The organism is Desulfovibrio sp. An276 (assembly GCF_002159665.1).
GTDB lineage: Bacteria > Desulfobacterota > Desulfovibrionia > Desulfovibrionales > Desulfovibrionaceae > Desulfovibrio > Desulfovibrio faecigallinarum.
The window spans coordinates 16,869-37,421 of record NZ_NFJC01000020.1 but is presented as its reverse complement, the minus strand read 5'-3'; the positions used below and the strand labels follow the sequence as shown (position 1 = coordinate 37,421).

Here is a 20,553-nt window from a genome sequence, read left to right as displayed (position 1 = left end):
GCCTCCTTAAGAGATCACGATTTCTCTGAGGTGTTCAAACGGGCCAGTGAAGTCATCGGGCTTTGCGTCCTGAGTGACCTGCCTGAAGCCGGACGGCTGCTGCATGAGCAACATGTCCACCATGCCACGCCATGCGGTACGGTCGTACTTCGCGGGATCGATACCCTTGACCTGCAGAGCGTGTTTGTACACGTTGTCAGCACTGTCAAAAGCCATCGGCTTGAGGGAACCAGTCAAAGGCTTCACTGCCTCGACTGCGGAAAAAAGATCCTGCATGTGCTGCCTGGTTTCCCTGACTGCCTGCGCCTTGATGGCGTTGGCGTCCATGGTCACGACAGGCTTCTTGGGCTGCTTCATGGTCATATCCTTGGGTTTTGCGTCATTGGCGCAAGTCGTGCCGTTTACCTTGTCGTCATCCTCCGCAGGGGCAGGAGCGGGTGCAGGTTCGAGTACCGCGTCTTCCTCCGGCTGCTGGCTCTGAGCAAACTTCACGCCCTCGGCAAAAGCTTTCTGTGCGGCCTCGTCATTGCTGTCCAGACCGCAGGCGTCCATTGCTTCCTTGTAGGGATTGGCCACGGGCTCCAGTTCGGCGTCATCCACAGGGGCAACAAGGCCGGCAAGGGCAGCTTTCAGCTTTGCCAGCTCTTCGGGTGCGAGTTTGCCGGCAAGTTCGCCCATAACCTCACGGAGTGCGCCAACCTTGCCCTCGTCCTCCTGCACGTCAACAATCTGGCCCGTAGTAGGGTCCACCCTGTGCAGGTCAATGATAGCCTGCGCAAGGTCTACTTCCTTCTGCTCGATAGCGGGATCGTTATCCTTCGCCATAGTCTTCTTGTTTGCCATAGGTTTTCCTCCCTGGCGGTCTTTCACGGTTTGATGGTCTGCAACCAATACGTCAGCACCCGCCCTGCCTTCCTCGACAAGCGCCACGTGGTTGCCTCGTATATTTCGCATGATGAAATCGTATGGCCTGCCCTCGTATGTGCCGGGCGTCCAGTCGGGGTCATACCGATACGCACAGGACAGTTCCCTGCATGTGCCGTTGTTGATTGCGTCAATGGCTGTCTGGTCCCATATGGTTAAGGGGGCGTCCACATAGGGCGCATTCCAGGTGATATCTGTGCCCACATTGCCCACACGGGTCATTTTTGCCGGCTCGTCTGCGCTGTCCTCATGGTGCCGGAAATGCAAGGGCAATCCTGCCCATGTGGTTAAAGCTTTCTGCAGCTCACCCGGGTCACGCAGGCCGTAGTAAATTTTGCCTGGGTCAAGGCCTTTGTCCTGCCAGCCTGGAACCTCGTTGCCATGGTAAGGGTCTACCTTGGCTTTTGTGATGTGGCTGTTGCCGACATGCAAAAAGCCGTTTTCGTCCACAGTGCGGACGCTTCTTGCGTCAAGTGCCAGTGTATATTTCCCTTCCATATCAATCTCCGAACTCTGGAATCACTGCCCGATAAACGCAGTTACAAGCCACTAATTCCCCGGGGAGTACCTTGCGCTTTACATCGGAGTCGTACAGGCCTTCATTCAGCTTGAAGCGCTTGCCATTCATCTTCATGTGGGTCTTGCGGCTCGACTTGGTGCCGGGCACATGGACCCAGATGCCTTCCTTGATGCCAAGCTGCTGGTTCTCCGCACGCTTGATTGCCTGAAATGCCTTGTTGTTCTGGTCACGGGCAATGAGCTTCGCCCTGTTGCGTGTGACTCCAAAGCGTCCCTGCAGCTCGTCCCGCAGGGTGGCAACGTCACGGCCCTGAATGATGGAGCGCTGTACAAGGCCCTCCACCTGTTGAAAGAACTGTTGGGGAATGGACCGAATCAAAGACACGTTCTCGGCAATGAGTGCCTTGACCGTATCGTTTAGCACCCGACTTGGATGCATCTGGACAGTGAACCCTGCTGCTTTCATGGCGGCAATGCTCTGGGCTTGGGATATGCTCTGGGAACGAGTGACAAACCACTTCGCAATCCTGTCGGCTCTGTCTCTCCAACGACGGAGCCAGCGGCGTTGCAAGCGTTTCAGTGCCCATGCCATCCACGACGCAGGGACTTGGGAAGGAGGTGCAGCGTCCTGGGCTATTCTTCCTGCATTTTGCCGGTACGCTGTCAGCAACCAATATTCTACCGATTGCTGCATTTCGTCAAGCAGTTTCAAAAGCTTGCGCTCGTACTCCCTGCGCAGGCCAGCGTTTGGACGCTGTGGACGCAAGAGTTTAGCCATGCGGCTCCTCCTCGATGTTGCCCGGCTGCAAGGGGTCTGTCTCCTGTCCCATCAGAGGATCTGGCACGGGAGGAAGGTCGTCGGCGTCAATGTTGGCATAGCCGGAATCAGGGTTTGCCGCCAAGGTCTGGCGCACCTCCTCTTGCGAGAGAATACCGCGGTCCAGGTAGACCGCTGCCGTGTCGGCGTGCATCTTGCGGGTCTCCGCCTGCACCTTCTTGTCCTCTTCACTGAGCTTGCGGAACTCGAAAGACAGAGTGGGGTCAATCTCTCCCCGCAAGTGCAGCTGCAGGCAATCCAGGATGACACGCAAGGCCGAAGCCATGATACTCTGCTGACGTGTGGCAACGTGATCGTAGTAGTTGCGCAGGTCGCTTTCCCCTGTGGCGTTGAATCCGGACGGCGAAATGCCCAGAAGCTTGACCGCGGGTGTGCGATTGATTGCTGCCAAAAATTCCAGCGCCTGGCGAACAATATCTGTCACCCCGGAAAGCGGCGTCTCGATCTTGATGATGTCCTCGTTTTCCTTGTCCACCACAAGACAGCCGTCATTATTCATGTGCTGGAGCATGTACTTGATGCGCTGGTCCAGCACGTTAGTCTGTTCCGGCATGAGCTGGTTCAGGGAGTTGAACATCTGGGTTTTGAAGACAGCAAGGGAGAACTTGCGCAGCAGTCTGTTCTCTGCATCCCGACACTGCTGGAAGTGCATGACATAATCCCAGAGGATCTGCGCCTGCGGAATGCCAAAGAAGTTGTAGGCAGGCTTGAGAAGGAACGGGACTTCGTTCCAGACAATGCGCAGGAGTCGGGATCTATGCACTTCCCTGCCTAGTACCCACCATGTTTCCGGCTTGAAGTAGTCTTCTCTCAACGGGTCAAGGCTGTTGTAGTTGCCAGGCGTGCAGTTCGCCGGGTCCACCACCACAAAGCGTAATGTGCGATTTGGCTGCAGCTCTGCGGACTGGGCAGACACGGAAAGAGGCACTGTCAGGTCCTTCTCGCCCGTGTCGATGAAGATGAAGGAGCCGCCTTCGTACCCTGCAAGCTCGATTGCCTCGGCAAAGGTTTCCTTGACGCGCTTCTTCTGCATCAGCGTGCCCAGCTCCTCAAGCAGGGAGTCTTCTGCCCCTTGTACGGCGTCGCCCGCACGCTGCAGCTCAATCCAGGAACGTGTCATGTCGTTGGAGACAGTGGACACGCAGGCACGGACAAGGCCGTTCTGGGCAATGGACTGCAGCATGCCGTAGCCCATGAACTGCGGAGGCATTGCCATGCCCATCTCGAAGGTGTGTTGCAGAAGCGTGTAGACGCCGGAATCCGCAAGAGCGGAATCCATTGCCATGCGTGTATCCTTCGTGCAGCCCAGAGTCTTGGGAGGGCCGTAGCGCTTGCGCACCTCGTCCAGTGGCATGGGGACTGTCGGCTGCGCAGGCTGCATCATCTCACGCATGAACTGCCAGGGTATCTGAGTCTTTGGTTTTTGCTGTCTGTTTCGTCTAGACATGTATCTGTGCCTCCCTCTCGGCAAGCTTTTTCAAAAGCGGACGGAAGTATTTGCGTTCACCATTTCAGGCCTCTCTGCTGCATGGCTCCCATGCGCACAACACTGGGGTCGATGTACATGGGCCGGCGTGTCTGCAAGTCAAAGACGGATTGGGTGGCGGCGTCCACCTGGTCGTCATGCGCTGCGCTGGGGAACGTTGTCAGCTCCGCCATGAAGTCGTTCACCCACGGGGCAAGAGACGGGTGCGGGATGAACACGTTGCCAGCCTCGAAATAGGTGGTCACGGCATGGGCACGGGCAACCTTGGAACCGCACGGCTCCACCGGAATAATGCCCGCCACAGTGTTGCGCAGCGTGTCTATGACTGCCGGACCGTTGGCCTTGTCCTCAATCAGGTGGCGGCGCACCATGGGCCACTTCTGGGCAAGCTTCTGGAAGTGATGCAGGGTCTCCGTGAACCCCCACCGGCCCCGTACCTGGTCCAGCAGGTAGAAGTTGGCTCCCGCTCTGCCCCACACCTGACCCACAACAAAGTCGTTGTCCGTGCCTTCCTTGAAAGTCATGTCCCATGAGGTCAACATCATGTCGAAGTTGGGCAGGTCCTTGGGAAGCCAGAAGCGCAGCCACTCCGCCTTGAAGATTGCGCCGCCGTCCGGAACAGGGTGCTGCTGGTAGAGCGCTGCCCAGTCACGGGAGCCAATTGCCTGTTTGATGGCAAGGAGCTGCTCCAGAGGGTAACGTTCGGGGTGGAGCGCCTCGCCTGCTTTGCGCATGAGGTGCCCGTTCCAATACTCATCCTGCTCCGCAATGGCGGGGAAGTTGATCACCTTCCAGTGGTCGCCCTCGCCTGCTCGTTCTGCCTCCAAAAGGCGGCCTGCAAGGTCGTCAGTATGCCATTTTGTCAGCATGACAATCACGCCACCACCAGGCGCAAGACGGGTGTAGAGGGTGGACGTGTACCAGTCCCAGATGTTTTGCCGAATGGTAGGAGAGTCGGCAGACATACGGTCCTTGATGGGGTCGTCAATGATTGCGATGGAACAACCCATGCCCGTGATACCACCACCCACGCCGGCGGAACGATAGACGCCTTCATGCCCCACAATCTCGAAAATGTCGGAATTGCGCAGGTAGGAGCCTTTGGCGGTTGTGCGGATGTTTTTCCCGTATAGCGTGACGCTTGGAAACAGGTCCGCATACAGATCGTCATCAATAATGCGCTGAACGTCCCTGTTCATCCTACTGGCAAGGTCTGAGCTGTAGCTTGCGGCAATGATAGAGAGATCTGGGTGACGCCCAAAGGCATAGGCGGGAAATCGGCGTGAGACAAGTTCCGATTTGCCGCTCCTCGGAGGCATGGTGATAATCAGCCGGGGCGACTTCTGTGCAATCACGTCCTCAAGAAAGCGTTCCATTTCCCAGCAAATGCGCTCGTGCACCCAGCCCATGAGATAGTTCGGCATGGTGTACAGCACAAAGGCTTGCAGGTTCTGCCTTGCAAGTCCTTTCTGCACTTCACGCAGGTCGGGAATGGACTTCTTGCGCCGTGCCATGTGCCTAATCCTTGTGCTCCAACCCAAAGGCTGCCCGCGTCAGCTCAAGCAGCTCTTCCTGTGTCTTGCCAGAGAAATCAATGGCAGGGGATGGGGACATGGATCCGTCGGAAGAGGTGAGATCCACCTTCTGGGTTTCACGCCACCCCATGCGAGTCTTACACCAAAATATCAGGGCGGTGGTGTCAGGTGGAATGCCTTTTTCTTGATTACCAATAGCTTTATTATATAAACACTGCGCTATCTTTGCATTTGCATTAGCAGCCCCTTTTTGCATAGCATCACCGTAAAGCTTGTATAGTATATCTTTAGACATACCAAGAGCTTGAGCTATTTGGGTATGTGGTACACCATATTGCGCCATTGACAACGCTATTCTTTCATCACGCTCATTGTATTTTTTTCTAGGCATTGCCATATAAATCACCTTATTTACGTAATGATTCTTTTAATATTTTAGGACAACAATATTTCCAATTTATTCTATGATGTATTCTAACATGTGATGTTCCAAGAACAGAAATTTTAACTGCAGATGGTGCCATCATGACTGTATAAAAGCTTTTCATATATGTACCGTTTTCACGATACATTTCTGTTAATCCGCCACTATTTTGCTGTGTAGGAGCCTGTGAAATAGCAATATCACCAATTGATAAAAATAAATTTCCTCTGTGCCCTAAAACAACATATGTATTAACGTCATCATTCATTCTACCTATAAATTTATATGGCCTATCTGTTTTACAAAAATATCCATTCATTGCTTTACGCATTATCAATGTTTTATTCCATGTTTTTGCGCCTCCCATTAAATCTCCTGTTTGAACAAAACAAACAGCTAATGCGTTACTGCAATCAAGAAAATCTAAAAATATATCAAAAATTTCATCTAAGTTATTAGGAATTTTTGATTTTAATATATTTTTCTCAGGATATCTATATTGAAAATTATTGTAGTCATCATCAAGTTCTAAAAAATATTCTAGACCTAAATCTTTGGCTATTTTATGGCACATGTTACGAGCAAATAAAACTGTATTTTTTTTATATATATTGTCACCTCTATCAGTTATTGATGCTGCATATTCTTTATCAAAAACAATTACTTGATCACCATAAAGTTCTTTATATTCACAAATAGTTGGGTCTTCATTATCAACAATTAAATAAATTTTTCCAGTATATCCTTGTTTCCTTAGTGATTTAAGAGTCTGTTGATTTTGGGGACGCCGATTGGTCAATACGAAGCAAGCAAATGAGGAATGGCGCATTAGTTATACCCCCCCACCCATAAGTTCTTGAATTCGTGAAGAAAGTTCTACATATCCAAGTTCAATAGCACGGTCTTTGTCTATTATAACAAGTCCAGACTCTTCCATAAGATGTTGCATAGTTGGACTTGCTTTTGATGCATAATACTCAGCTATATTTTCATAATTGAAAATTGCATGCCTTGTTGCTGCTGCTCGCAAAAAATTGCGTTCATCCTCTGATAAATCACTAGCGTTTTCTATTTGTATAAGTAAATATTTTTCTTTGTCACTATTCAAACAATCATCAAGATTTACTTCTTTTCCTGTTGGTTCATAAATTGGTGTTGCGATTTTATCTGTATAAATATTCTCTTCTTCTTTTTGTAGTTCTTCCTCTGGAAGCGGCACAATATCTGCATCAAAACCAATTATATCAGTATCAAAGCCTGCTTCTTTCAAATCTTTTAATTCTAGATTAAGCAACTCCGTATCCCACTCTGCCCAGTTGGCAGACTGGTTTGCCAGCAAACGAAATGCCTTGACTTGCGTATCGGTCAATTCGTCTGCCAGAGCTACAGGGACCTCTTTCAAGCCAAGCTTCTGGGCTGCCTTCAAACGCAAGTGACCGTCCACCACAGTGCCGTCGGACTTGGCGACAATAGGAATGCGAAACCCAAATTCACGGATTGCACCGCACATGCGGTCAACCTGCTCATCATTCTTACGTGGGTTGCGGGCATACGGAATCAGGCGGTCAATGGGCCATGTTTGAACTATCAAAGGCATAAAATTTCCTTTTTATACAGTCGATTTTGAATCAGGAGCCTTCCTGTGCGGGCATTGCAAGCACCGGCCTTTGCAGCGGTCTGGCGTGAACACGCAGGTATCAGCGTGCCGTGCTCTCTGTTCGGGGGTCATGGTCCTGCGGCACTCTTCTATGTCTTCGGGCTTTGCCAGGTTCGCCTTGCTCCACCCTTTGAGAAAGGTGATACCTATATCCAGAAACTTACTGCCCATGCCTGCAAAAACGCAGCCAATGGCAAGCTTTGTGTCCAGAGACAGGGCAAAGCCGAAATAGGCGGCGACGGCAGTTGCCAGAATGATTGCGGTTGGTCCTGCCGCAGCCCCGGCACAGGTAGAGCAAAGCAGAGCAATGAGGCGCTGGGTCCAGGTGCGTTCCTTGAAAGCGTCGGCCATGTGCCACAGCATACCGAACAAACCGCCAAGCCCGGCAATGTAGGCCCACCTCCAAGCCGTCTCCTTGACGGCTCCAATATCGGGCGTTTGTTGGGGGTCAATCTGCATCTGCATCACATGCCCCCAAGAAGCACCTGTAAAAGGATGCCCAAAATTCTGCCTGCCGTCTCCGGTATGGGCCTGCCTGTCGCTATGGCGTAGGCCAGAGATAGGACAAGAATCAGCAAGCAGAGCAGGACCACACGAAACGAGCGCTTGCGCCATATCGTCACTCCTCTGCCTCGGCTTGTACGCTCTCGGCATACGTCTGCATCGCGGCCTTGTCGGCGTTGCATTGCATCAAGGCCCTGTCTGTCTCTATCGCCCATCGCAAAAGCTCCTTGTTGGTTCGGGGCGTCCATTGCGGGGCGCTAGTCGGCTGCATCAAATCCGCCGGCGGAAGCACTGGAATCAGTTGAGGTGGAGGGGGAGTATGTCCACATCCGGACGCACTCATCAGGCAAAGGAGCATTGCCCCAACCAGAAGGCAACGAGTCAAGAAGCTTGTTTCTCTGGGTTGCCACATCATTGATCTCCTTCTCTGCCTGTTGGCGTCCACTGCGGGCCTGTCTTGCGGCGTCACGCTCAAGACGCAAGATCTCCATGTCACTGCGAGCAATGGTCAGCTCCGTGCGCAGGTCCTGCACCTCTTTGCGGTAGTTGTTGATTGCGTACAGGGAGCCCATGAAGGCAAGGGCAAGCAAGCCGATTAGGATATTGGACACACTCATGCGACCCCCAGGTACTTGCGCAAGGCGTCCACACGGTTCAGCCAGCCCTTCAAAAAGACTTGCTGGTTGGGACGGCTGGCAACAATGGCTTGATAAAAGTCCACACGGGCTTGCAGAATACACGAGAGGAGCTTGTCGGACTCATGGGACAGGGCTGTGCGGGTCTTGTTGCCCATGATTCCGTCATCCACGAGCTTGACGCCATAGACACCAACCGTGGCGTTGTAGCCACGCTGTGCAATGCGGACGGCATTGGTCCAGCCATGATTTACATGACAGTCGAAAAGGACCGTGGCGACACGCTTGGGGAAACTGTCGAGATCCACCTTGTCCCAATACTCGCGCTTGTAGATTGCCTCTGCCTGCTCCATTCTGAGGCGCTGCATGGTGGTAGAGGTCACGGGCAGGACAATGCCCAGGGACTCGACCCAAGCCTTGTCACGCTTGACAAGGCTTTGCAACGTGCCGATTGTGATACCGTAGTTGGTAGCGCCACCTTTGTCTGCGGGATGGTCGCTGTATCCGCCTTCCATTTTGAGCGTGAACTGAAAGGCATATGGGAAATTGCTGTTCTTTGCCATGATATGCTTCTCCGTTGGTTTTGGGGAGAAGCATAGCAGTCCGTTGCCTTTGGTGTCAGTCCTTCGGGGGAGTTTCTGGCATGTTTTTTTGTACTCTTGTCCAGAATCCAGACCCATTGCACTTGACATAGCGGACGTGAGCACCACAAGCCTTGCACTCGCACCACCGATTTATGCAATGCCCGAATTGCTTTGTACTGCGAACATACAGGGCCTCTGCGCCACACTCCGGGCACTGCTCAAACATGCGCGGCCTAGCCATGTTTGCCCCCTGCTACTCTCAGACTGGCGGCCTTGAGAGCGGCTGTGTGTGCGTCCAGCTCCTTGCGACTGGCCCAGACGGATTGCCCGTATGGGAGGGCAAAGACAGGGTAGCCACGCTGAATGATGACGTGGCGGGTCAAGCCTAGGTACTCGCAAATTGCGGTCCAGCCGTTCAGGGTGTCCTCGTTCATGCGTCCTCCTCGATGGGGGTCTTTGTGACCTTCATGCGGCACTCATACCTTGTGCCCTCGAAACTGACTTGCGACTCATAATGTGCGGCGTGCCACCTGCACAGCGTGCGGTGCATCTCCTCTCGAACAATGTCGCCCACTGTGAAGACTATGTGCACATCGAAATCGGCCTTGCGCCCGCACCATTTGGAGTCACAGAGCAAGGGTTGCTTCTGTTCCATGTCTCTCCCTCGTGTGACCCCTCTTCTTTGTTCACACTCCAGTTGGGACAACGGGAGTTGTTTACAAAAAAGAGGGGGTTCGTGTGAACAAACTAGCCGTGCTTCACTCTGTCCAGAAGCTCATGCTTCTTCGCATTGTTCCACCGGCCTACATCGCCCACCAGGTAGCCTGTGGTAGGATGCGGCGGATACGCTCAAACTTGACGTTCTTGCCTATCCACCGCTTGCCCTTGGATGGTTCTTCCTGCATAGGGCCTCACCTCCTTGTACGCAGCACCCTTGCGGGTGGTTATGGGTTGCCTGCCCATGTCAGCGCAGGGGTGTCCAGCACCTCCACGCAGCACTTTGGGCAGTATGGGATTGCGAGCTTTTTCTTGTCTTCGGTCACAACGTGGAGAATCAGGATTTGGTATTTGTCTTTCAATTTTCCGCACTTTGTGCAGGCAATGCTGTCAGCAAGGGCCAATGCAGCCAGGACAAAAAACAGTATGAGTACAACGAGAAAACCCAAAGCAAATTTTCCATCAACACTGTAATTACTCATTGCCTGCCCCCAGCTCCGCAGCGCATGCGGCATAGCCCGCAATGTCTACCAGGTTGTCGATGTGCCCAGGGTTCGCCTTGGCACGGGCAACTTTGAACAGAATCATCATCATTGCCACGTCGTGGGCGTTGATTGGCGTATCCAGGTAGACGCGCCACAAGCGGGCAATGGTGGCAAAGTTGTCCTCGGGCTTGCCGTACTCTTGCCCGCGTTCCGTCGTGGCCTTCAAGGCAGTTTCAAGTAGCTCTTTCCTTGTCATAGGTATCCTCATTGGCAGTTATTGAATATTGCTCAATAACTGAATCACAGGCTCTTCTTTGCGGCCTGCATGTATCGTTCAGCCTGAACCCGGACAAAATGCGCCCTGCACTCCTCGCACAGGTAGACGTGCTGGATCTTGTTGCTCCCTGCCCACACCGGACACATGGACAGGGAAGCAGTAGCCGGACGCTTGCCGCAGTGTTGGCAGGGTGTCATAGAATTTTATCATCCAAGCCGAATCAGGCTCTCAATCTCTCCTGTATTGAGGCCTTCGGCTTCATTGCGGGCATAACGAGCCCAGCACACGCCTATACGTGTAACCCATCCATTGCCATGCATCTTCGGGCACACTACCTCGTCCTCATCGGTTAGTCCCCCTTCACAAAAGGGTATTCTATCTTTGAACCCATAGCATTCAAACGGGCATCGTTCTTCCAAGTAGGCCAGCTTCATACCCAGGAACAGTTCGGTCGGTGTGAAGTTCTCTTCCATTACTCGCCCTCCCTGTGCCACACGTCGGAAATCAGAAAGACCTCATCCGGGAACTGCTTTGCGAAAGCTTCTGCCATAAGATTTGCTAAGATGCGCATCTCGCTCCACGCAGCCGGGGCAGTGCGCAGGTCGAGAAAGTGCCGGAACTCCCTTAAATTCATCTTGGCAAGCATGTTTGTAGCCGTTGCCAGGGGCAGGACAGTGCGGGCGTCTTCGGGCTTCTGTCCATGCTCCAAGAAGTACAGGTACACGTCGTGCGAGTCTCGCATCTGTGCACGCCAGAGGTCGGCTTCCAGAGTGCCCTTGATGGTAGCGGGCATGACAACTGGCAAGGCCTCATCATAGCGCACGTAGCGCTGGCTTAGTTGCATGTACGAGGCCATTCTGTGCCGTACCAGCTCGTTGGCAACAGCGCGGGAGGTGGTCAGGTAGAAGGTCAGGTCCACAAACTCGGAAGGTGTCCAGTGCCCCCGCTTCATGAGTTTTTGGACAAAGGCCTTGTTTTTTTCCACTTCACGGGGTTTTACGTTTTCCGCCTTTGCTGTGCAGACTTTTGCAACGCCAGTAATAACCGCGCTGAAAGGCCATTCATTTGGGGACCAGTACGAAAGCGTCGCCTCATGGTTCACAAGTTCTATCTTGGCTTCTGCCATTAGGCTTCTCCTTGAGTGGTTATTTCCATTTTGGAAATGACCACTTTCTTCATGGCTTCGGGGTTGGTGATATAGCGGATGGCCTTGCCCACGGTGCCATCCTTCTTCACAAGGGTCATTTTCGAGGCCTTGCTGTGCATCCAACGGTCGAAGATTCCGCGTTGGTCGTCGTACTCCACGAGGTCGCCGGGCTTGATGCCGGTCTCTTCTTCCATCATGGCGGCGTAAGCGACTTCTACCTGTTGCTTGAGTTCCCAGGCGCGGTCACACACCTTGCCGTACTCGGCTTTCAGGGCCTCGTACTTTGTTTTCAGTTCCGACATCAGCTCCTCCACACAGCCCAGCAAAGCAGGCCATAAGCGATGAAAACTATGGCAAACACAATGCCCAGTATGATTTCTACCATCAGGATTTCTCCATTTCCTTCTCTACTGCAAGGCGTGCAGTCATAAGCTTGCACCACCTGTTGCAGTAGCCCCGCCTGTGGGGGATATGCGGACACTCGCCGCCGGTTTCCTTCCAAGACATGTACGGATACGGCCTGCTGCTATCCAGGTACGCACAGGGAGGATCAAACATGGGGCAGCCATTGTGAACCAGCCAGAGCGCCACCCTCGCCTCAAACTCGGCAGCGTCCTTGTAGTCGGGTTCAGCCACGTCGAGATCAATCCATGCGCAGGTTGCTTCGGGGTGAAGTGTGTAGCCGCATGCCTTTCCGTGGTTGCTGCAATGCAGGCACAGGTTCTTGCGGCGCTCAAGCCATGCCTTTTCCTGTTCGGTCAGCATTGCCCGCCTCCTTTTGCACAGTCGCAGTCGGGGCGCTCGTGGTCGCCCCTAAGCATGCGCCAGGCGACAGCCGCTCGCGCTTGGCCATGAGACTGACCAGTTCGTGCGCGGACATAAGGTCCAGTGTCGTCATACCCCTCCATCAGAACCCCTCCTCACCCTGTATGTGGTCGCCGCGAAGAGTACGCCACGCTACAATAATGAGGTCAAAAAGCTCATCGCGAAAACGAGCATCCCCTTCATTTTTCGTCAGAGCGCGAACTACTTCTGAATACTCTTCTCCTATATACCCTAAAGCTTGGTATGGTCCTTCTGCGAAAAGAGGATGCTTTGCCTCAGCTTCAGTTAACCGTACTAGAAGCTCTGTGTATATTTCTTTATTACTTGCAGCCACGCTTCCACCTCCTGTTTTTATAGTACAGACTCTCTTTACATCTATCTTCATCGTATACATGGTCTACTAATCCAAGAGCTTCCTCTATAGGCCAATTAAGAAAGCGAAATCTACGGTATAGCTGTTCATATGGCACTTCATGCAAAACAGCTAAAACAGATAGAGCAACACCGCCGCATCGCACAGTATTCCTTCTATTCCTGCTTTGGTCCTTGGCAGGTATCCATATACAATTTTCAGGGCAATAATCTCCATTCACATCCACACGCTCAATAGTCAGATTATCAGCATACCCATTGGCCAAAGCCCAATCTCTAAAGGAAGTATAACTATTTTTCCATTCGTCACACATAGTTATGCCACGCATACCATAATACTTATAGCAAGGAGTATTAGGATTAAAACATCTCCTTTTTATCCCAGCCCAAATGTGATGCAGTTTGGTCTTGGTTTCGTTATGGATAGCGTTGGCCTTATTACGGTCGATAAGCATCTGTCTATGTACGCAGCCACAGCTAGTTTTTTTGCCCTGTATTAAATCTTGGCCACAAGCCAAGGTTATGTTGCCGCAATCGCATATACATTCCCATAAAATTTTCTTGCAAGAACGCTTTCCAGAATCCCCCAATACAGAGAGTTTACCAAATTTCTTCCCAGTCAAGTCATTACGCAAAGCGTTCGTGCAACCGCAGCTTTGCCTTGAACCAGACAAGAGTGCATGACTAATGACATCCACGTATTTCCCGCACTGGCACTTGCAACGCCAAGCCGTTTTTCCATGCTTCTTCCCTGAGACACCAAGCACAGTCAATAAGCCAAATGTACAACCTGTGAGGTCCACTCTTTTCATACTTACCCCTCCTCCCCAATATTCCCCAATCCCTGCGCTGCTCCTTCCGCAAAGACAGGGTGCTTGTTCTCGGCATAGGCTAGCTTCTTCAACATGGCCTCGAAAATCTCTTCGTTGGTCACGGTATTCCTCCTTTTCATAAGGTCGTTTCAAATATCTACGCAGTCTCCTGCGTGTTTTGCCCTGTACTTTTCCCAGCATTCTGGACAGCGGTAATTGTCTGTCGGGCGTTTGCAGTCATGGCACTTGCGTTTCGGAGCAAGGTAGCCTGTAGTTTTGCTGGACAACCTTTTGGCTTGTGGCTTCGGTGGCTCCATCTTCCGCTTACAGACATAGGAGCAATAGACAGGATTGGCTTTGCTGCGGAAAAACTCCTTGCCACAGCAAGGGCAAACAAGCACGTCTTCGGGATGTTCCTGTTTACGGCGCTCAAATTGTCGTTTTAGATATGCCTTGTTGTTGCATTCCAGGCTGCAATATTTGCCCTTGGCAGAAAGTGCGACAAACTCTTTCCCACAAAAAGCACATATCTTGGGGTGCATACCAAAACGGGGATGGCTCCTGAGCTTGGGTGCAGGTTGAGGTTCGGCCTTTTCCCTCTCCTTCTTCTTGGCACGGGTGGCCTTTTTCCGGCATGTGTCCGAGCAGTATATCCGGTCAGGTCGGTACGTCCGAAACTCCGTGCCGCAGACAACGCATTTCCTTGTCTCAGTCGCCATCAAACACCTCGCCCCAAAGCAGATAGGACTGGATTGCGTTGATTGCTGCCTCGCAGCCGTGGCACACAGTGCAGGCGTAGCCGTGGGAGCGCAGGCGCTGCATGACTAGCTTTTGCGCAGGTGACACGCGGCCACCGTTGCGTCGCTTGAGCTCGATATACAGACCGGCGTAGCCGTGGGCAGGGACGGCCAAAAAAATGTCGGGCACACCGGCAAGGACACCTTCAGCCTTGAGTCTTGCGCCGGTGATTGCGTCACGTCTGCCCCCGTTCGGGATAGCATACATGACGGGCGCGGGACGGTCCGGGCAAAGCTTTGGGCCGGCAAGAGCCCACCAGGCAAACAGGGCCTGTTGCTCCTGCGATTCGGAGCCTTGTCCTGCCGTGTTGGATTTTTTATGCGTGCAACGAGGCGCAAGGGGTGTCATGCGATTTGCTCCTCTGGGTTCATCTTTGCTTCCTGTGCTTTTTGCAATGCAAATGCATATGGGAGCATGCATTTGTATACTGTTTGCATATGCTCCTTGCATTTTCGAGCATTTCACGCTTCTTCCGTGCCTTGAGCATTTCGCCTTCGAGGCACTGGACAAGACCGGCAATGACTTCCAGACCGCCATTGATTGCGTCCAGTGCGTACATCACCTCGCGCTCATGGAGTTGGAGCTTGTGGGCGCCGCCGCACTGATAGGCCAGTACCATGAGGTCGTTGTAGAGGCTGTGACAGGTGTCACTGAGTGCGTTGCAGGTAGCTTCGAGGTGCTGGGCTTCGGTCTGGGTCATCGTGGTCATTCTCCCTGTCGTGTCTCAAAGTGTCATCTGTCAGTAGTGTGGACATGCCTCAAAATCGAGCGTGACGGCCCCTCTACGCTCTTTGCGTGCGATTTATGGTAAATCATACATGCCGACTCAAAACGTGGTCTTAGAATCGAAATTTGAGCGTTTTTCAGAAATCGGGCGCTAGGCTTGTGCCGCTCCCTGCTCTTGTCGGGTCTGTGCGAGGTCTGCGAGGAAGCTGCGCAGGCGCTCTTGCATTGCAGGATTTACATCCATTGTGGGCCTGTTGGGGTCGTAGAGGAGCAAGCCCAGCTGCGTGAGGCTGTCCCGCGTGTGGTGCTGCATGTTTTTGCAGAAATCAGAGCGGTTGCAGACACACGGGATGGCAAACTTGTGGCCGTCTCCGGGGCGCCATGCGTCGATGTAGCCGGAGCCACCGCACTCAGGGCATGTGCCGGCAAACACATCGTCCAGGCTGTCCGGGTCATGGTCGATGTGGTCGGGCTGGTAGACGGTCCGGGCGGGCCCCCTTCTTGCTCTTGTCGCCTCTGCATGCGCAGAGGCTTGCGGCCTGTGGCCGCTTTTCGGGAGAGCGTGAGGGCGTTCACCGGGAGGAAGAGCCGCGTCGATCTTGTACTGGGCTACGGCCTTGGCTCCTCTGCGCATGACTTCGGTTTTGCCGTGGGAAGAGGTCCAGAGGTCCAGAAAGTCCTTGTGCCGCCAGGTCAGGTCCTGCTCTGTCCAGCCGCATGCTGTACGCCAGCCGCCCATTGTGCGCAGGACGTACTCCGTGGTTTCCGACAGCAGAGGTTCATTGCGCACGCCGTTGGAGCGGATTGCTTCAAGCAGGTTGCCCCACTCGGCCTCCGCCATGGTCTTGAGCATGTCCTGTTTGCTCTTGTCGCCGTCGATTTCTTCCTGAAGCACGGCAAAGGGTGGCAGCGTTTTGAATTGGTACTTGCGAATCATACGCTTGATTGCCTGCAAGACTTCCTTTGCGGGGTACTCAGACAGCATTTCGAGCCACATTTGCATCAGTGGGTCAGGCATCTTTGCGTTGAAATTCATTGCCATCGCAATCAATGCCTGTGTAATGCAGCGTTCTTCTTCCGGTGCGAACATCGTCTACCCTCCAAACTGTGGCAGTCCTTGTGTTTCAGTGTTGATTACTTGTGCATCCATTGCGTTTTCATCGGGCAGTTCAAACAGTTTTTGGCCTGTTCTGTTCATGTGCACTCTGTTTGCAACCTGCATGTTGTAGGCCATTGTGTCCTCGATACTGCCCGGCTTGTATGGCGTTTGATACGGTGTGCCGTATTGTCCTTGAGGCTGCTGCCCTGAGAAAAATTGCTGTTGTGGTTGCGCAGGCATTGGGAGCTTGTCTTTCCAATGCTCCCCTCGCAGATAGTTGTCCGGGTCTTTCACATAGCCTTCAAGCCAACGTCTTGAACGCTTGTGCTCTTGAAGTGCATCCATCAGCACAGGCTGTTCAGGCAGCTTGCCTTGCTTGATTTTGCGTTGCCATTCCTTCCAGGCATCATCTTCGCTTGTCTGGTTTGGGTACTCGCCAAACCACTCGTCGAAGTCCTTGCGGCGGTAGTCCGTGCGCTTGCGCTTCGGCTTCGCCGGTTGCTCAGGGGAGAGCGTGGGCTGTTCGGGTTGCGGTGTGGCTGCGGTTGGTTCCGGTTGCGGAGAGGGTGCAGGCTGCTCTTGTGCCTCATGCTTTGCTTCTTGCACCTGCGCACTCACACCCGCCGGCGCGTCAGCGTCCGGCGTCTCCCCTTGGGGGGATATAAGGGGGGTATGATCTAGGTTTTGGATCTGGTTATGGTTATGGTTATGGTAGCATCCGTTTGCATTTTTTTGCATTGCATTTGCATCAAGCAAATTTTCGTTTGCATCCATTTGCATGCTGCTTTTGCATTGCATTTGCATGTCGTTTGCATCGGGTTTGCATTCTAAGTCACTAGGATTATTGACAGGGGGCAAATTGTCGCTGTTTTGGGCTCGTTGCTTGTCCCAACGCCGTTTTGCGGCATCTCTTCGCTTGTCAGAAATTTCCGCAGCCTTCTCTTGCGACTGCTTTTGAGCACGTGCACGCCTCTCGTTTGCATCCTTTGCATACGGTTGACGTGACTCCCAATTGTGTAGGGAGTAGGAACCGCTCTCATCGCAGTCGAGCCAATGCAGTTCCAGCAGGGTGTCAACGAACAGTTGGCTCTTGCCTGTCCAATCAGCAGCCATGGCGATGTACTCATAGGACTGCACGCCAAAGACGCCGTTGGGCCTGTTCTGAGCTGCCCATATCCAGAGCTTTTGCAGGCACAGGACACCCTTCGCCCCAAGCCGTTTCTGTAGCAGTTTGGTCTTGGGGTGTTGGAAGAAGTCTGTTGAAAGTCTGATGTCGAAGTTCATTATTTCTGTGCCTCCCGACCGTCGTAGAAGCGCAATTCGTCAATAGCCATAAGCCTCACCCCTCCCAACTCAGGGGCAGACACAACCACATATTGGCGTCCGTCTGCGCCAATCACACTGTCCTCGGAGACGATGCGGGCACAGCACGAATCAAGCTGCATGTGAAGGATGGGATCCTCTGGCCCGCAGTCCGCCCAGCATGGCTCCAGTGCATGGACCTCGCGCCTTGGTGGCCGTGCTCTTGTTGTGCCGTCCAAACAATCACGCACAAGGCTTGCGATATATTGAGCTACAGCCTTACTGGACCTGTAGGGAAAGCGCTTGAGATCGTCCCAAACCCCATCCCTGCGCAAGCGAAAATATCCTTTCGAGCCGTCAGCCCATTCAGTAGCAGGAAAGAGCTCTATTTTTAGAGATTTAGCGCTCTTCCCTGCTCCAAATTTCAAGCAAAAAGTGCCTATTTTTTGGCGTTTTTCGGCCATGTGATTGCTCTCTTTTGACGCCTACATGTTCCGCAGATTGGAGTTGTAGAAGCCCATGCTCTCCAGCTCTTTGAGGAAACGGGATGTAATTTGGATCTGTCCCACAGGGGTTACTATGAGCTTGGGACGGGAAAACACCCTGTTGCCCTTTTTGACAGTTCCGGGAACAAGTATAAGCCACCCCTTTTGTTTTGCCTCACCTTTAGGCTTGTAGTAGGTGATGCCGTTTCCGCAATCCACACAGTCTGCCAAATTATGCCGGACAAACAAGGCAAACATTCTGTTGCGACCCATTGGTTGACCGCTCTGAGAATGGTACGTCGCTGAAAACGTATCCACATCCATATTGACGCCGCCCATTTCCACAGATTTGGCAAACAAGACCTTGGGAGCGTCCAGTTTCCTGGCCTCTACTTCAAAGTCACGTTCTGCCTCCGCTCTTGCTGCACGCTGTTCTGTCTCTACCAGGGCAAGCTTTGTTTGTGCGTGCGCTTCTACCTCGTCGGCGTAGGCACGCAGAGCTTCTGGAAGAGAGCGGGGCATATCGAAGCCTGCATGTTCCTTGATGTGCTTCTCCATGGCGTTGAAGGCAGCGATGTAGCGCTCCTTGATGCGCATGGCCTTGGGAGATGTGTAGGACATGGCAAGCATGAGAAAGCCGTCCTTGGAAAGCACGTACATCGAACGTTCTTCACCTTTGGCATCAGCGTATGCAACCAATCCAAAGTTGGATGCGTTAAATGATTCTGAGCATTTAGCTATAGTTTCACGGATGTCTCGAATAACATGAAAGTGTTCTTTCTCGAAATATTCCGCGACCTTAAGGCTTGTCGTGGCGGGGCCTGTCTGGCCCCCAATATTTTCGACTGTCAGAGTGATTTCCGGCAGAGCCTGCACGGATTCAGTTTGTGCTGTCTGTGCGGGCACGGGCAACGTTTCCGTCTGGGCAGGTGTTTCCGTATTCCTCACGTAACGTTCCCTGCGCTCTTGTTTCAACTCACGTTCGAGCGGGTAATACCATTTCTTGAGAAGTGTAGCAGCCCGTTCTTTCCTGGTGGAGCGCACACCTTTCTTCGTGAGGATACGATACACGTCCTTAAAGACAAGCACACTTGTGGGCTTGGCTTCTCCTTTGAACTGATACAAATCCGACAATCGATTTTCGGAGAGATCATTTTCGAAGCACTTGTATGGGTTATCCCACTCCGCAAGACCAATTGCCTTGCCAAGATTCATAGCGCATACACGCCAACGAGCACCGAAGCGCACAATACGGATCGGCCCATAAGATGATTCTGTCACACGTTCTTCTAAGGCGTCTTCTGGTCTAAAAATTCTAGTAGCTCTGACTTTAGCCATATCAAACTCCCTCAAAGTGTCCTGCTTTCTGTGTTACAGCTATTTGTTTTGTGTGACTGACAGATCCTTTGCCTTGTCATACCCTTCAAGCATGGATGGGTTGCAGGAAAGCAAGGCTATGTACGTTTCAAGAGCACGGATGATTAGGTCCGTCCTCGTGATCTCGCATCCGGTAGCAGCAATGACAGCAAACAGCTTGTTGTAGAGCTGCACGGGAAGACGGATCGAGAAAGGTTCACTGCTCTGCGGCTGCTTCTTGGGCATTACAGCCTCCTGATGGCCCTAGATTCAGGATAACGCCGTACTCCTTGGCAATGCGAGACATGGCAAGGCGCAGGCGATCCTGGGAAGAACCGTAGAGGTTGAACCTTTTCCGCTTGATGAGGTTGCAAATAGTTGAGGCAGGTACGCCGGACTCCATAGCAAGGCGGCGCTGTGAGCACCCGGTCTTGTCAAGGAAATCCAAAATTTCAGTAGTGATATCGGTCATGGGTAAACAATTAGCACATGCTAATAGCGTTTGCAAGTTTGTTATTAGCAAACTCGTGTTGACAATTGCTAATATCTGCTTTTTTGTGGAGTGGTTATGGGTATCGAAGAATCAATAAAAGAATTGTTCAACCGATTAATTGCCCAGCATAGTGGCAACAATGCTGCTGCAGCGGCATCAATTGGTGTGAATCCTGTGACCTTTTGGGGCTGGATGAATAACAAAAGGGGCTTGAATCATACCCTCTGCCAAGCGATAGACCGCGCTGGTGGTATTCTCCTGATACCAGGTGACAGCGTGCCGGCTGGTGGGAGCACGCAACCCCCGACTCATGGACAACTAGAAGGAGCTTCACAGCGTGTCGTGGAGTTGGAGGCCCAGGTGAAAGAACTTGAAGCTCAAGTGCGTGCGCTTGAGGTCTACAAGCACAAATGGGAAGGCCACATAGAGGCCGTGCGTGCCCAGGGAAATGGTGGCTTTTCCATGCCAGTTGAAAAGAGGCGGAGCGCATAGACTGGACCCAGTTCTTTGAACTCATTGATGTTCAACGTGTGGGCCGGTGCTGTATTTGGAT

Annotated in this window: 30 protein-coding genes; 2 read left to right on the top strand and 28 right to left on the bottom strand. The window is 52.6% G+C overall.

Translation table 11 applies throughout. The features are described 5' to 3' along the window. Positions 1-6: 6 nt before the first annotated feature. The 11 genes from B5F76_RS09215 to B5F76_RS09175 form a co-directional block, all read right to left on the bottom strand. Positions 7-1,422: a DUF2213 domain-containing protein gene (locus B5F76_RS09215; RefSeq protein WP_087353569.1), complete on the bottom strand. Its 1,416-nt coding sequence runs from the start codon at positions 1,420-1,422 to the stop codon at positions 7-9. Between the two features lies 1 nt (position 1,423). Next, the gene (locus B5F76_RS09210; RefSeq protein ID WP_087353567.1) at positions 1,424-2,221 is read right to left on the bottom strand and encodes a phage head morphogenesis protein; all 798 of its coding nucleotides are present in this window, start codon (positions 2,219-2,221) and stop codon (positions 1,424-1,426) included. Next, entirely contained in the window at positions 2,214-3,728 is a 1,515-nt protein-coding gene (locus B5F76_RS09205; protein ID WP_087353565.1) for a phage portal protein, read from the bottom strand. The genes B5F76_RS09210 and B5F76_RS09205 overlap by 8 nt, the downstream gene beginning before the upstream one ends. A 56-nt stretch (positions 3,729-3,784) precedes the next feature. Then, entirely contained in the window at positions 3,785-5,281 is a 1,497-nt protein-coding gene (gene terL / locus B5F76_RS09200; RefSeq protein WP_087353563.1) for a phage terminase large subunit, read from the bottom strand. Positions 5,282-5,285: 4 nt separating this feature from the next. Beyond that, positions 5,286-5,699, bottom strand: coding sequence for a hypothetical protein (locus B5F76_RS09195; protein ID WP_087353561.1), 414 nt, complete (start codon positions 5,697-5,699; stop codon positions 5,286-5,288). Positions 5,700-5,709: 10 nt separating this feature from the next. Continuing rightward, complete coding sequence (locus B5F76_RS14535) at positions 5,710-6,555, bottom strand: GREB1-related protein (protein WP_144268447.1); 846 nt, start codon at positions 6,553-6,555, stop codon at positions 5,710-5,712. A gap of 3 nt (positions 6,556-6,558) precedes the next feature. Beyond that, positions 6,559-7,323, bottom strand: a complete 765-nt coding sequence (locus tag B5F76_RS09190; protein ID WP_087353558.1) for a ParB N-terminal domain-containing protein — start codon at positions 7,321-7,323, stop codon at positions 6,559-6,561. Positions 7,324-7,335: 12 nt separating this feature from the next. Beyond that, a complete protein-coding gene (locus B5F76_RS09185) occupies positions 7,336-7,734 on the bottom strand; it encodes a hypothetical protein (RefSeq protein ID WP_162608788.1) in 399 nt (132 codons plus the stop codon). Positions 7,735-8,002: 268 nt separating this feature from the next. Continuing rightward, entirely contained in the window at positions 8,003-8,230 is a 228-nt protein-coding gene (gene lysC, locus B5F76_RS15585) for an Rz1-like lysis system protein LysC (protein ID WP_446717632.1), read from the bottom strand. Next, on the bottom strand, positions 8,145-8,504 hold the full coding sequence (locus tag B5F76_RS09180; protein WP_087353554.1) for a hypothetical protein: 360 nt from the start codon (positions 8,502-8,504) through the stop codon (positions 8,145-8,147). Before B5F76_RS09180 ends, lysC begins: the two co-directional genes overlap by 86 nt. Next, positions 8,501-9,085 carry a glycoside hydrolase family 108 protein gene (locus B5F76_RS09175; protein WP_162608787.1) on the bottom strand — a complete coding sequence of 195 codons (585 nt, stop codon included), beginning with the start codon at positions 9,083-9,085 and terminating at the stop codon, positions 8,501-8,503. Before B5F76_RS09175 ends, B5F76_RS09180 begins: the two co-directional genes overlap by 4 nt. Positions 9,086-9,330: 245 nt before the next feature. Between B5F76_RS09175 and B5F76_RS14905 the strand changes: the two genes are divergently transcribed. Next, positions 9,331-9,495 (top strand): hypothetical protein, encoded by a 165-nt coding sequence (locus tag B5F76_RS14905; RefSeq protein ID WP_162608786.1) that lies wholly within the window; start codon positions 9,331-9,333, stop codon positions 9,493-9,495. 41 nt (positions 9,496-9,536) lie between these two features. Here the strand turns inward: B5F76_RS14905 and B5F76_RS09165 are convergent, their stop codons facing one another. The 17 genes from B5F76_RS09165 to B5F76_RS14895 all read right to left on the bottom strand — a co-directional run bounded on the left by B5F76_RS09165 (position 9,537) and on the right by B5F76_RS14895 (position 19,979). Continuing rightward, positions 9,537-9,761, bottom strand: a complete 225-nt coding sequence (locus B5F76_RS09165) for a hypothetical protein (protein ID WP_087353548.1) — start codon at positions 9,759-9,761, stop codon at positions 9,537-9,539. Between the two features lie 536 nt (positions 9,762-10,297). Continuing rightward, the gene (locus B5F76_RS09155; RefSeq protein ID WP_087353544.1) at positions 10,298-10,564 is read right to left on the bottom strand and encodes a DUF6378 domain-containing protein; all 267 of its coding nucleotides are present in this window, start codon (positions 10,562-10,564) and stop codon (positions 10,298-10,300) included. 44 nt (positions 10,565-10,608) lie between these two features. Continuing rightward, a complete protein-coding gene (locus tag B5F76_RS14900) occupies positions 10,609-10,782 on the bottom strand; it encodes a hypothetical protein (RefSeq protein WP_162608785.1) in 174 nt (57 codons plus the stop codon). A gap of 9 nt (positions 10,783-10,791) precedes the next feature. After that, positions 10,792-11,058: a hypothetical protein gene (locus B5F76_RS09150; RefSeq protein WP_087353542.1), complete on the bottom strand. Its 267-nt coding sequence runs from the start codon at positions 11,056-11,058 to the stop codon at positions 10,792-10,794. Beyond that, complete coding sequence (gene thyX / locus B5F76_RS09145) at positions 11,058-11,711, bottom strand: FAD-dependent thymidylate synthase (protein WP_087353540.1); 654 nt, start codon at positions 11,709-11,711, stop codon at positions 11,058-11,060. The genes B5F76_RS09150 and thyX overlap by 1 nt, the downstream gene beginning before the upstream one ends. Further along, a complete protein-coding gene (locus tag B5F76_RS09140; RefSeq protein ID WP_087353537.1) occupies positions 11,711-12,034 on the bottom strand; it encodes a hypothetical protein in 324 nt (107 codons plus the stop codon). The genes thyX and B5F76_RS09140 overlap by 1 nt, the downstream gene beginning before the upstream one ends. An 82-nt stretch (positions 12,035-12,116) precedes the next feature. Next, a complete protein-coding gene (locus B5F76_RS09135) occupies positions 12,117-12,497 on the bottom strand; it encodes a hypothetical protein (protein WP_087353535.1) in 381 nt (126 codons plus the stop codon). Between the two features lie 142 nt (positions 12,498-12,639). Next, positions 12,640-12,891: a hypothetical protein gene (locus B5F76_RS09130; RefSeq protein ID WP_144268446.1), complete on the bottom strand. Its 252-nt coding sequence runs from the start codon at positions 12,889-12,891 to the stop codon at positions 12,640-12,642. Next, on the bottom strand, positions 12,878-13,741 hold the full coding sequence (locus B5F76_RS14530; protein WP_144268445.1) for a hypothetical protein: 864 nt from the start codon (positions 13,739-13,741) through the stop codon (positions 12,878-12,880). Before B5F76_RS14530 ends, B5F76_RS09130 begins: the two co-directional genes overlap by 14 nt. Positions 13,742-14,449: 708 nt before the next feature. After that, positions 14,450-14,887: a VRR-NUC domain-containing protein gene (locus B5F76_RS09120; protein ID WP_087353528.1), complete on the bottom strand. Its 438-nt coding sequence runs from the start codon at positions 14,885-14,887 to the stop codon at positions 14,450-14,452. Positions 14,888-14,906: 19 nt separating this feature from the next. Further along, entirely contained in the window at positions 14,907-15,239 is a 333-nt protein-coding gene (locus B5F76_RS09115) for a hypothetical protein (RefSeq protein ID WP_087353526.1), read from the bottom strand. Between the two features lie 177 nt (positions 15,240-15,416). After that, positions 15,417-16,160, bottom strand: coding sequence for a hypothetical protein (locus tag B5F76_RS09110; RefSeq protein ID WP_162608784.1), 744 nt, complete (start codon positions 16,158-16,160; stop codon positions 15,417-15,419). A 198-nt stretch (positions 16,161-16,358) separates the two neighbouring features. Continuing rightward, positions 16,359-17,648, bottom strand: coding sequence for a hypothetical protein (locus B5F76_RS09105; RefSeq protein WP_087353522.1), 1,290 nt, complete (start codon positions 17,646-17,648; stop codon positions 16,359-16,361). Then, positions 17,648-18,094, bottom strand: coding sequence for a hypothetical protein (locus B5F76_RS09100; RefSeq protein ID WP_162608783.1), 447 nt, complete (start codon positions 18,092-18,094; stop codon positions 17,648-17,650). Before B5F76_RS09100 ends, B5F76_RS09105 begins: the two co-directional genes overlap by 1 nt. A 57-nt stretch (positions 18,095-18,151) precedes the next feature. Next, positions 18,152-19,489: a Rha family transcriptional regulator gene (locus tag B5F76_RS09095; protein ID WP_087353518.1), complete on the bottom strand. Its 1,338-nt coding sequence runs from the start codon at positions 19,487-19,489 to the stop codon at positions 18,152-18,154. A 39-nt stretch (positions 19,490-19,528) separates the two neighbouring features. Continuing rightward, entirely contained in the window at positions 19,529-19,753 is a 225-nt protein-coding gene (locus B5F76_RS09090; RefSeq protein ID WP_087353516.1) for a hypothetical protein, read from the bottom strand. Continuing rightward, entirely contained in the window at positions 19,725-19,979 is a 255-nt protein-coding gene (locus tag B5F76_RS14895; protein WP_162608782.1) for a hypothetical protein, read from the bottom strand. Before B5F76_RS14895 ends, B5F76_RS09090 begins: the two co-directional genes overlap by 29 nt. A 96-nt stretch (positions 19,980-20,075) precedes the next feature. Between B5F76_RS14895 and B5F76_RS09085 the strand changes: the two genes are divergently transcribed. Continuing rightward, a complete protein-coding gene (locus B5F76_RS09085; protein ID WP_087353514.1) occupies positions 20,076-20,492 on the top strand; it encodes a hypothetical protein in 417 nt (138 codons plus the stop codon). Positions 20,493-20,553 lie beyond the last annotated feature (61 nt).

Excerpts from the sequence above, each read along its gene's own strand:
- B5F76_RS09105 (WP_087353522.1), bottom strand. The coding sequence starts at position 17,648 with ATGAACTTCGACATCAGACTTTCAACAGACTTCTTCCAACACCCCAAG.
- B5F76_RS09180 (WP_087353554.1), bottom strand. The coding sequence starts at position 8,504 with ATGAGTGTGTCCAATATCCTAATCGGCTTGCTTGCCCTTGCCTTCATG.
- B5F76_RS09175 (WP_162608787.1), bottom strand. The coding sequence starts at position 9,085 with ATGGCAAAGAACAGCAATTTCCCATATGCCTTTCAGTTCACGCTCAAA.
- B5F76_RS14895 (WP_162608782.1), bottom strand. The coding sequence starts at position 19,979 with ATGACCGATATCACTACTGAAATTTTGGATTTCCTTGACAAGACCGGG.
- B5F76_RS09140 (WP_087353537.1), bottom strand. The coding sequence starts at position 12,034 with ATGTCGGAACTGAAAACAAAGTACGAGGCCCTGAAAGCCGAGTACGGC.
- B5F76_RS09090 (WP_087353516.1), bottom strand. The coding sequence starts at position 19,753 with ATGCCCAAGAAGCAGCCGCAGAGCAGTGAACCTTTCTCGATCCGTCTT.
- B5F76_RS09115 (WP_087353526.1), bottom strand. The coding sequence starts at position 15,239 with ATGACCCAGACCGAAGCCCAGCACCTCGAAGCTACCTGCAACGCACTC.
- B5F76_RS09165 (WP_087353548.1), bottom strand. The coding sequence starts at position 9,761 with ATGGAACAGAAGCAACCCTTGCTCTGTGACTCCAAATGGTGCGGGCGC.
- B5F76_RS14535 (WP_144268447.1), bottom strand. The coding sequence starts at position 6,555 with ATGCGCCATTCCTCATTTGCTTGCTTCGTATTGACCAATCGGCGTCCC.
- B5F76_RS09120 (WP_087353528.1), bottom strand. The coding sequence starts at position 14,887 with ATGACACCCCTTGCGCCTCGTTGCACGCATAAAAAATCCAACACGGCA.
- thyX (WP_087353540.1), bottom strand. The coding sequence starts at position 11,711 with ATGGCAGAAGCCAAGATAGAACTTGTGAACCATGAGGCGACGCTTTCG.
- B5F76_RS09195 (WP_087353561.1), bottom strand. The coding sequence starts at position 5,699 with ATGGCAATGCCTAGAAAAAAATACAATGAGCGTGATGAAAGAATAGCG.
- B5F76_RS09135 (WP_087353535.1), bottom strand. The coding sequence starts at position 12,497 with ATGCTGACCGAACAGGAAAAGGCATGGCTTGAGCGCCGCAAGAACCTG.
- B5F76_RS09210 (WP_087353567.1), bottom strand. The coding sequence starts at position 2,221 with ATGGCTAAACTCTTGCGTCCACAGCGTCCAAACGCTGGCCTGCGCAGG.
- B5F76_RS09150 (WP_087353542.1), bottom strand. The coding sequence starts at position 11,058 with ATGGAAGAGAACTTCACACCGACCGAACTGTTCCTGGGTATGAAGCTG.
- B5F76_RS14900 (WP_162608785.1), bottom strand. The coding sequence starts at position 10,782 with ATGACACCCTGCCAACACTGCGGCAAGCGTCCGGCTACTGCTTCCCTG.
- B5F76_RS09205 (WP_087353565.1), bottom strand. The coding sequence starts at position 3,728 with ATGTCTAGACGAAACAGACAGCAAAAACCAAAGACTCAGATACCCTGG.
- terL (WP_087353563.1), bottom strand. The coding sequence starts at position 5,281 with ATGGCACGGCGCAAGAAGTCCATTCCCGACCTGCGTGAAGTGCAGAAA.
- B5F76_RS09085 (WP_087353514.1), top strand. The coding sequence starts at position 20,076 with ATGGGTATCGAAGAATCAATAAAAGAATTGTTCAACCGATTAATTGCC.
- B5F76_RS09155 (WP_087353544.1), bottom strand. The coding sequence starts at position 10,564 with ATGACAAGGAAAGAGCTACTTGAAACTGCCTTGAAGGCCACGACGGAA.
- lysC (WP_446717632.1), bottom strand. The coding sequence starts at position 8,230 with ATGAGTGCGTCCGGATGTGGACATACTCCCCCTCCACCTCAACTGATT.
- B5F76_RS09095 (WP_087353518.1), bottom strand. The coding sequence starts at position 19,489 with ATGGCTAAAGTCAGAGCTACTAGAATTTTTAGACCAGAAGACGCCTTA.
- B5F76_RS14530 (WP_144268445.1), bottom strand. The coding sequence starts at position 13,741 with ATGAAAAGAGTGGACCTCACAGGTTGTACATTTGGCTTATTGACTGTG.
- B5F76_RS09190 (WP_087353558.1), bottom strand. The coding sequence starts at position 7,323 with ATGCCTTTGATAGTTCAAACATGGCCCATTGACCGCCTGATTCCGTAT.
- B5F76_RS14905 (WP_162608786.1), top strand. The coding sequence starts at position 9,331 with ATGCGCGGCCTAGCCATGTTTGCCCCCTGCTACTCTCAGACTGGCGGC.
- B5F76_RS09215 (WP_087353569.1), bottom strand. The coding sequence starts at position 1,422 with ATGGAAGGGAAATATACACTGGCACTTGACGCAAGAAGCGTCCGCACT.
- B5F76_RS09185 (WP_162608788.1), bottom strand. The coding sequence starts at position 7,734 with ATGGCCGACGCTTTCAAGGAACGCACCTGGACCCAGCGCCTCATTGCT.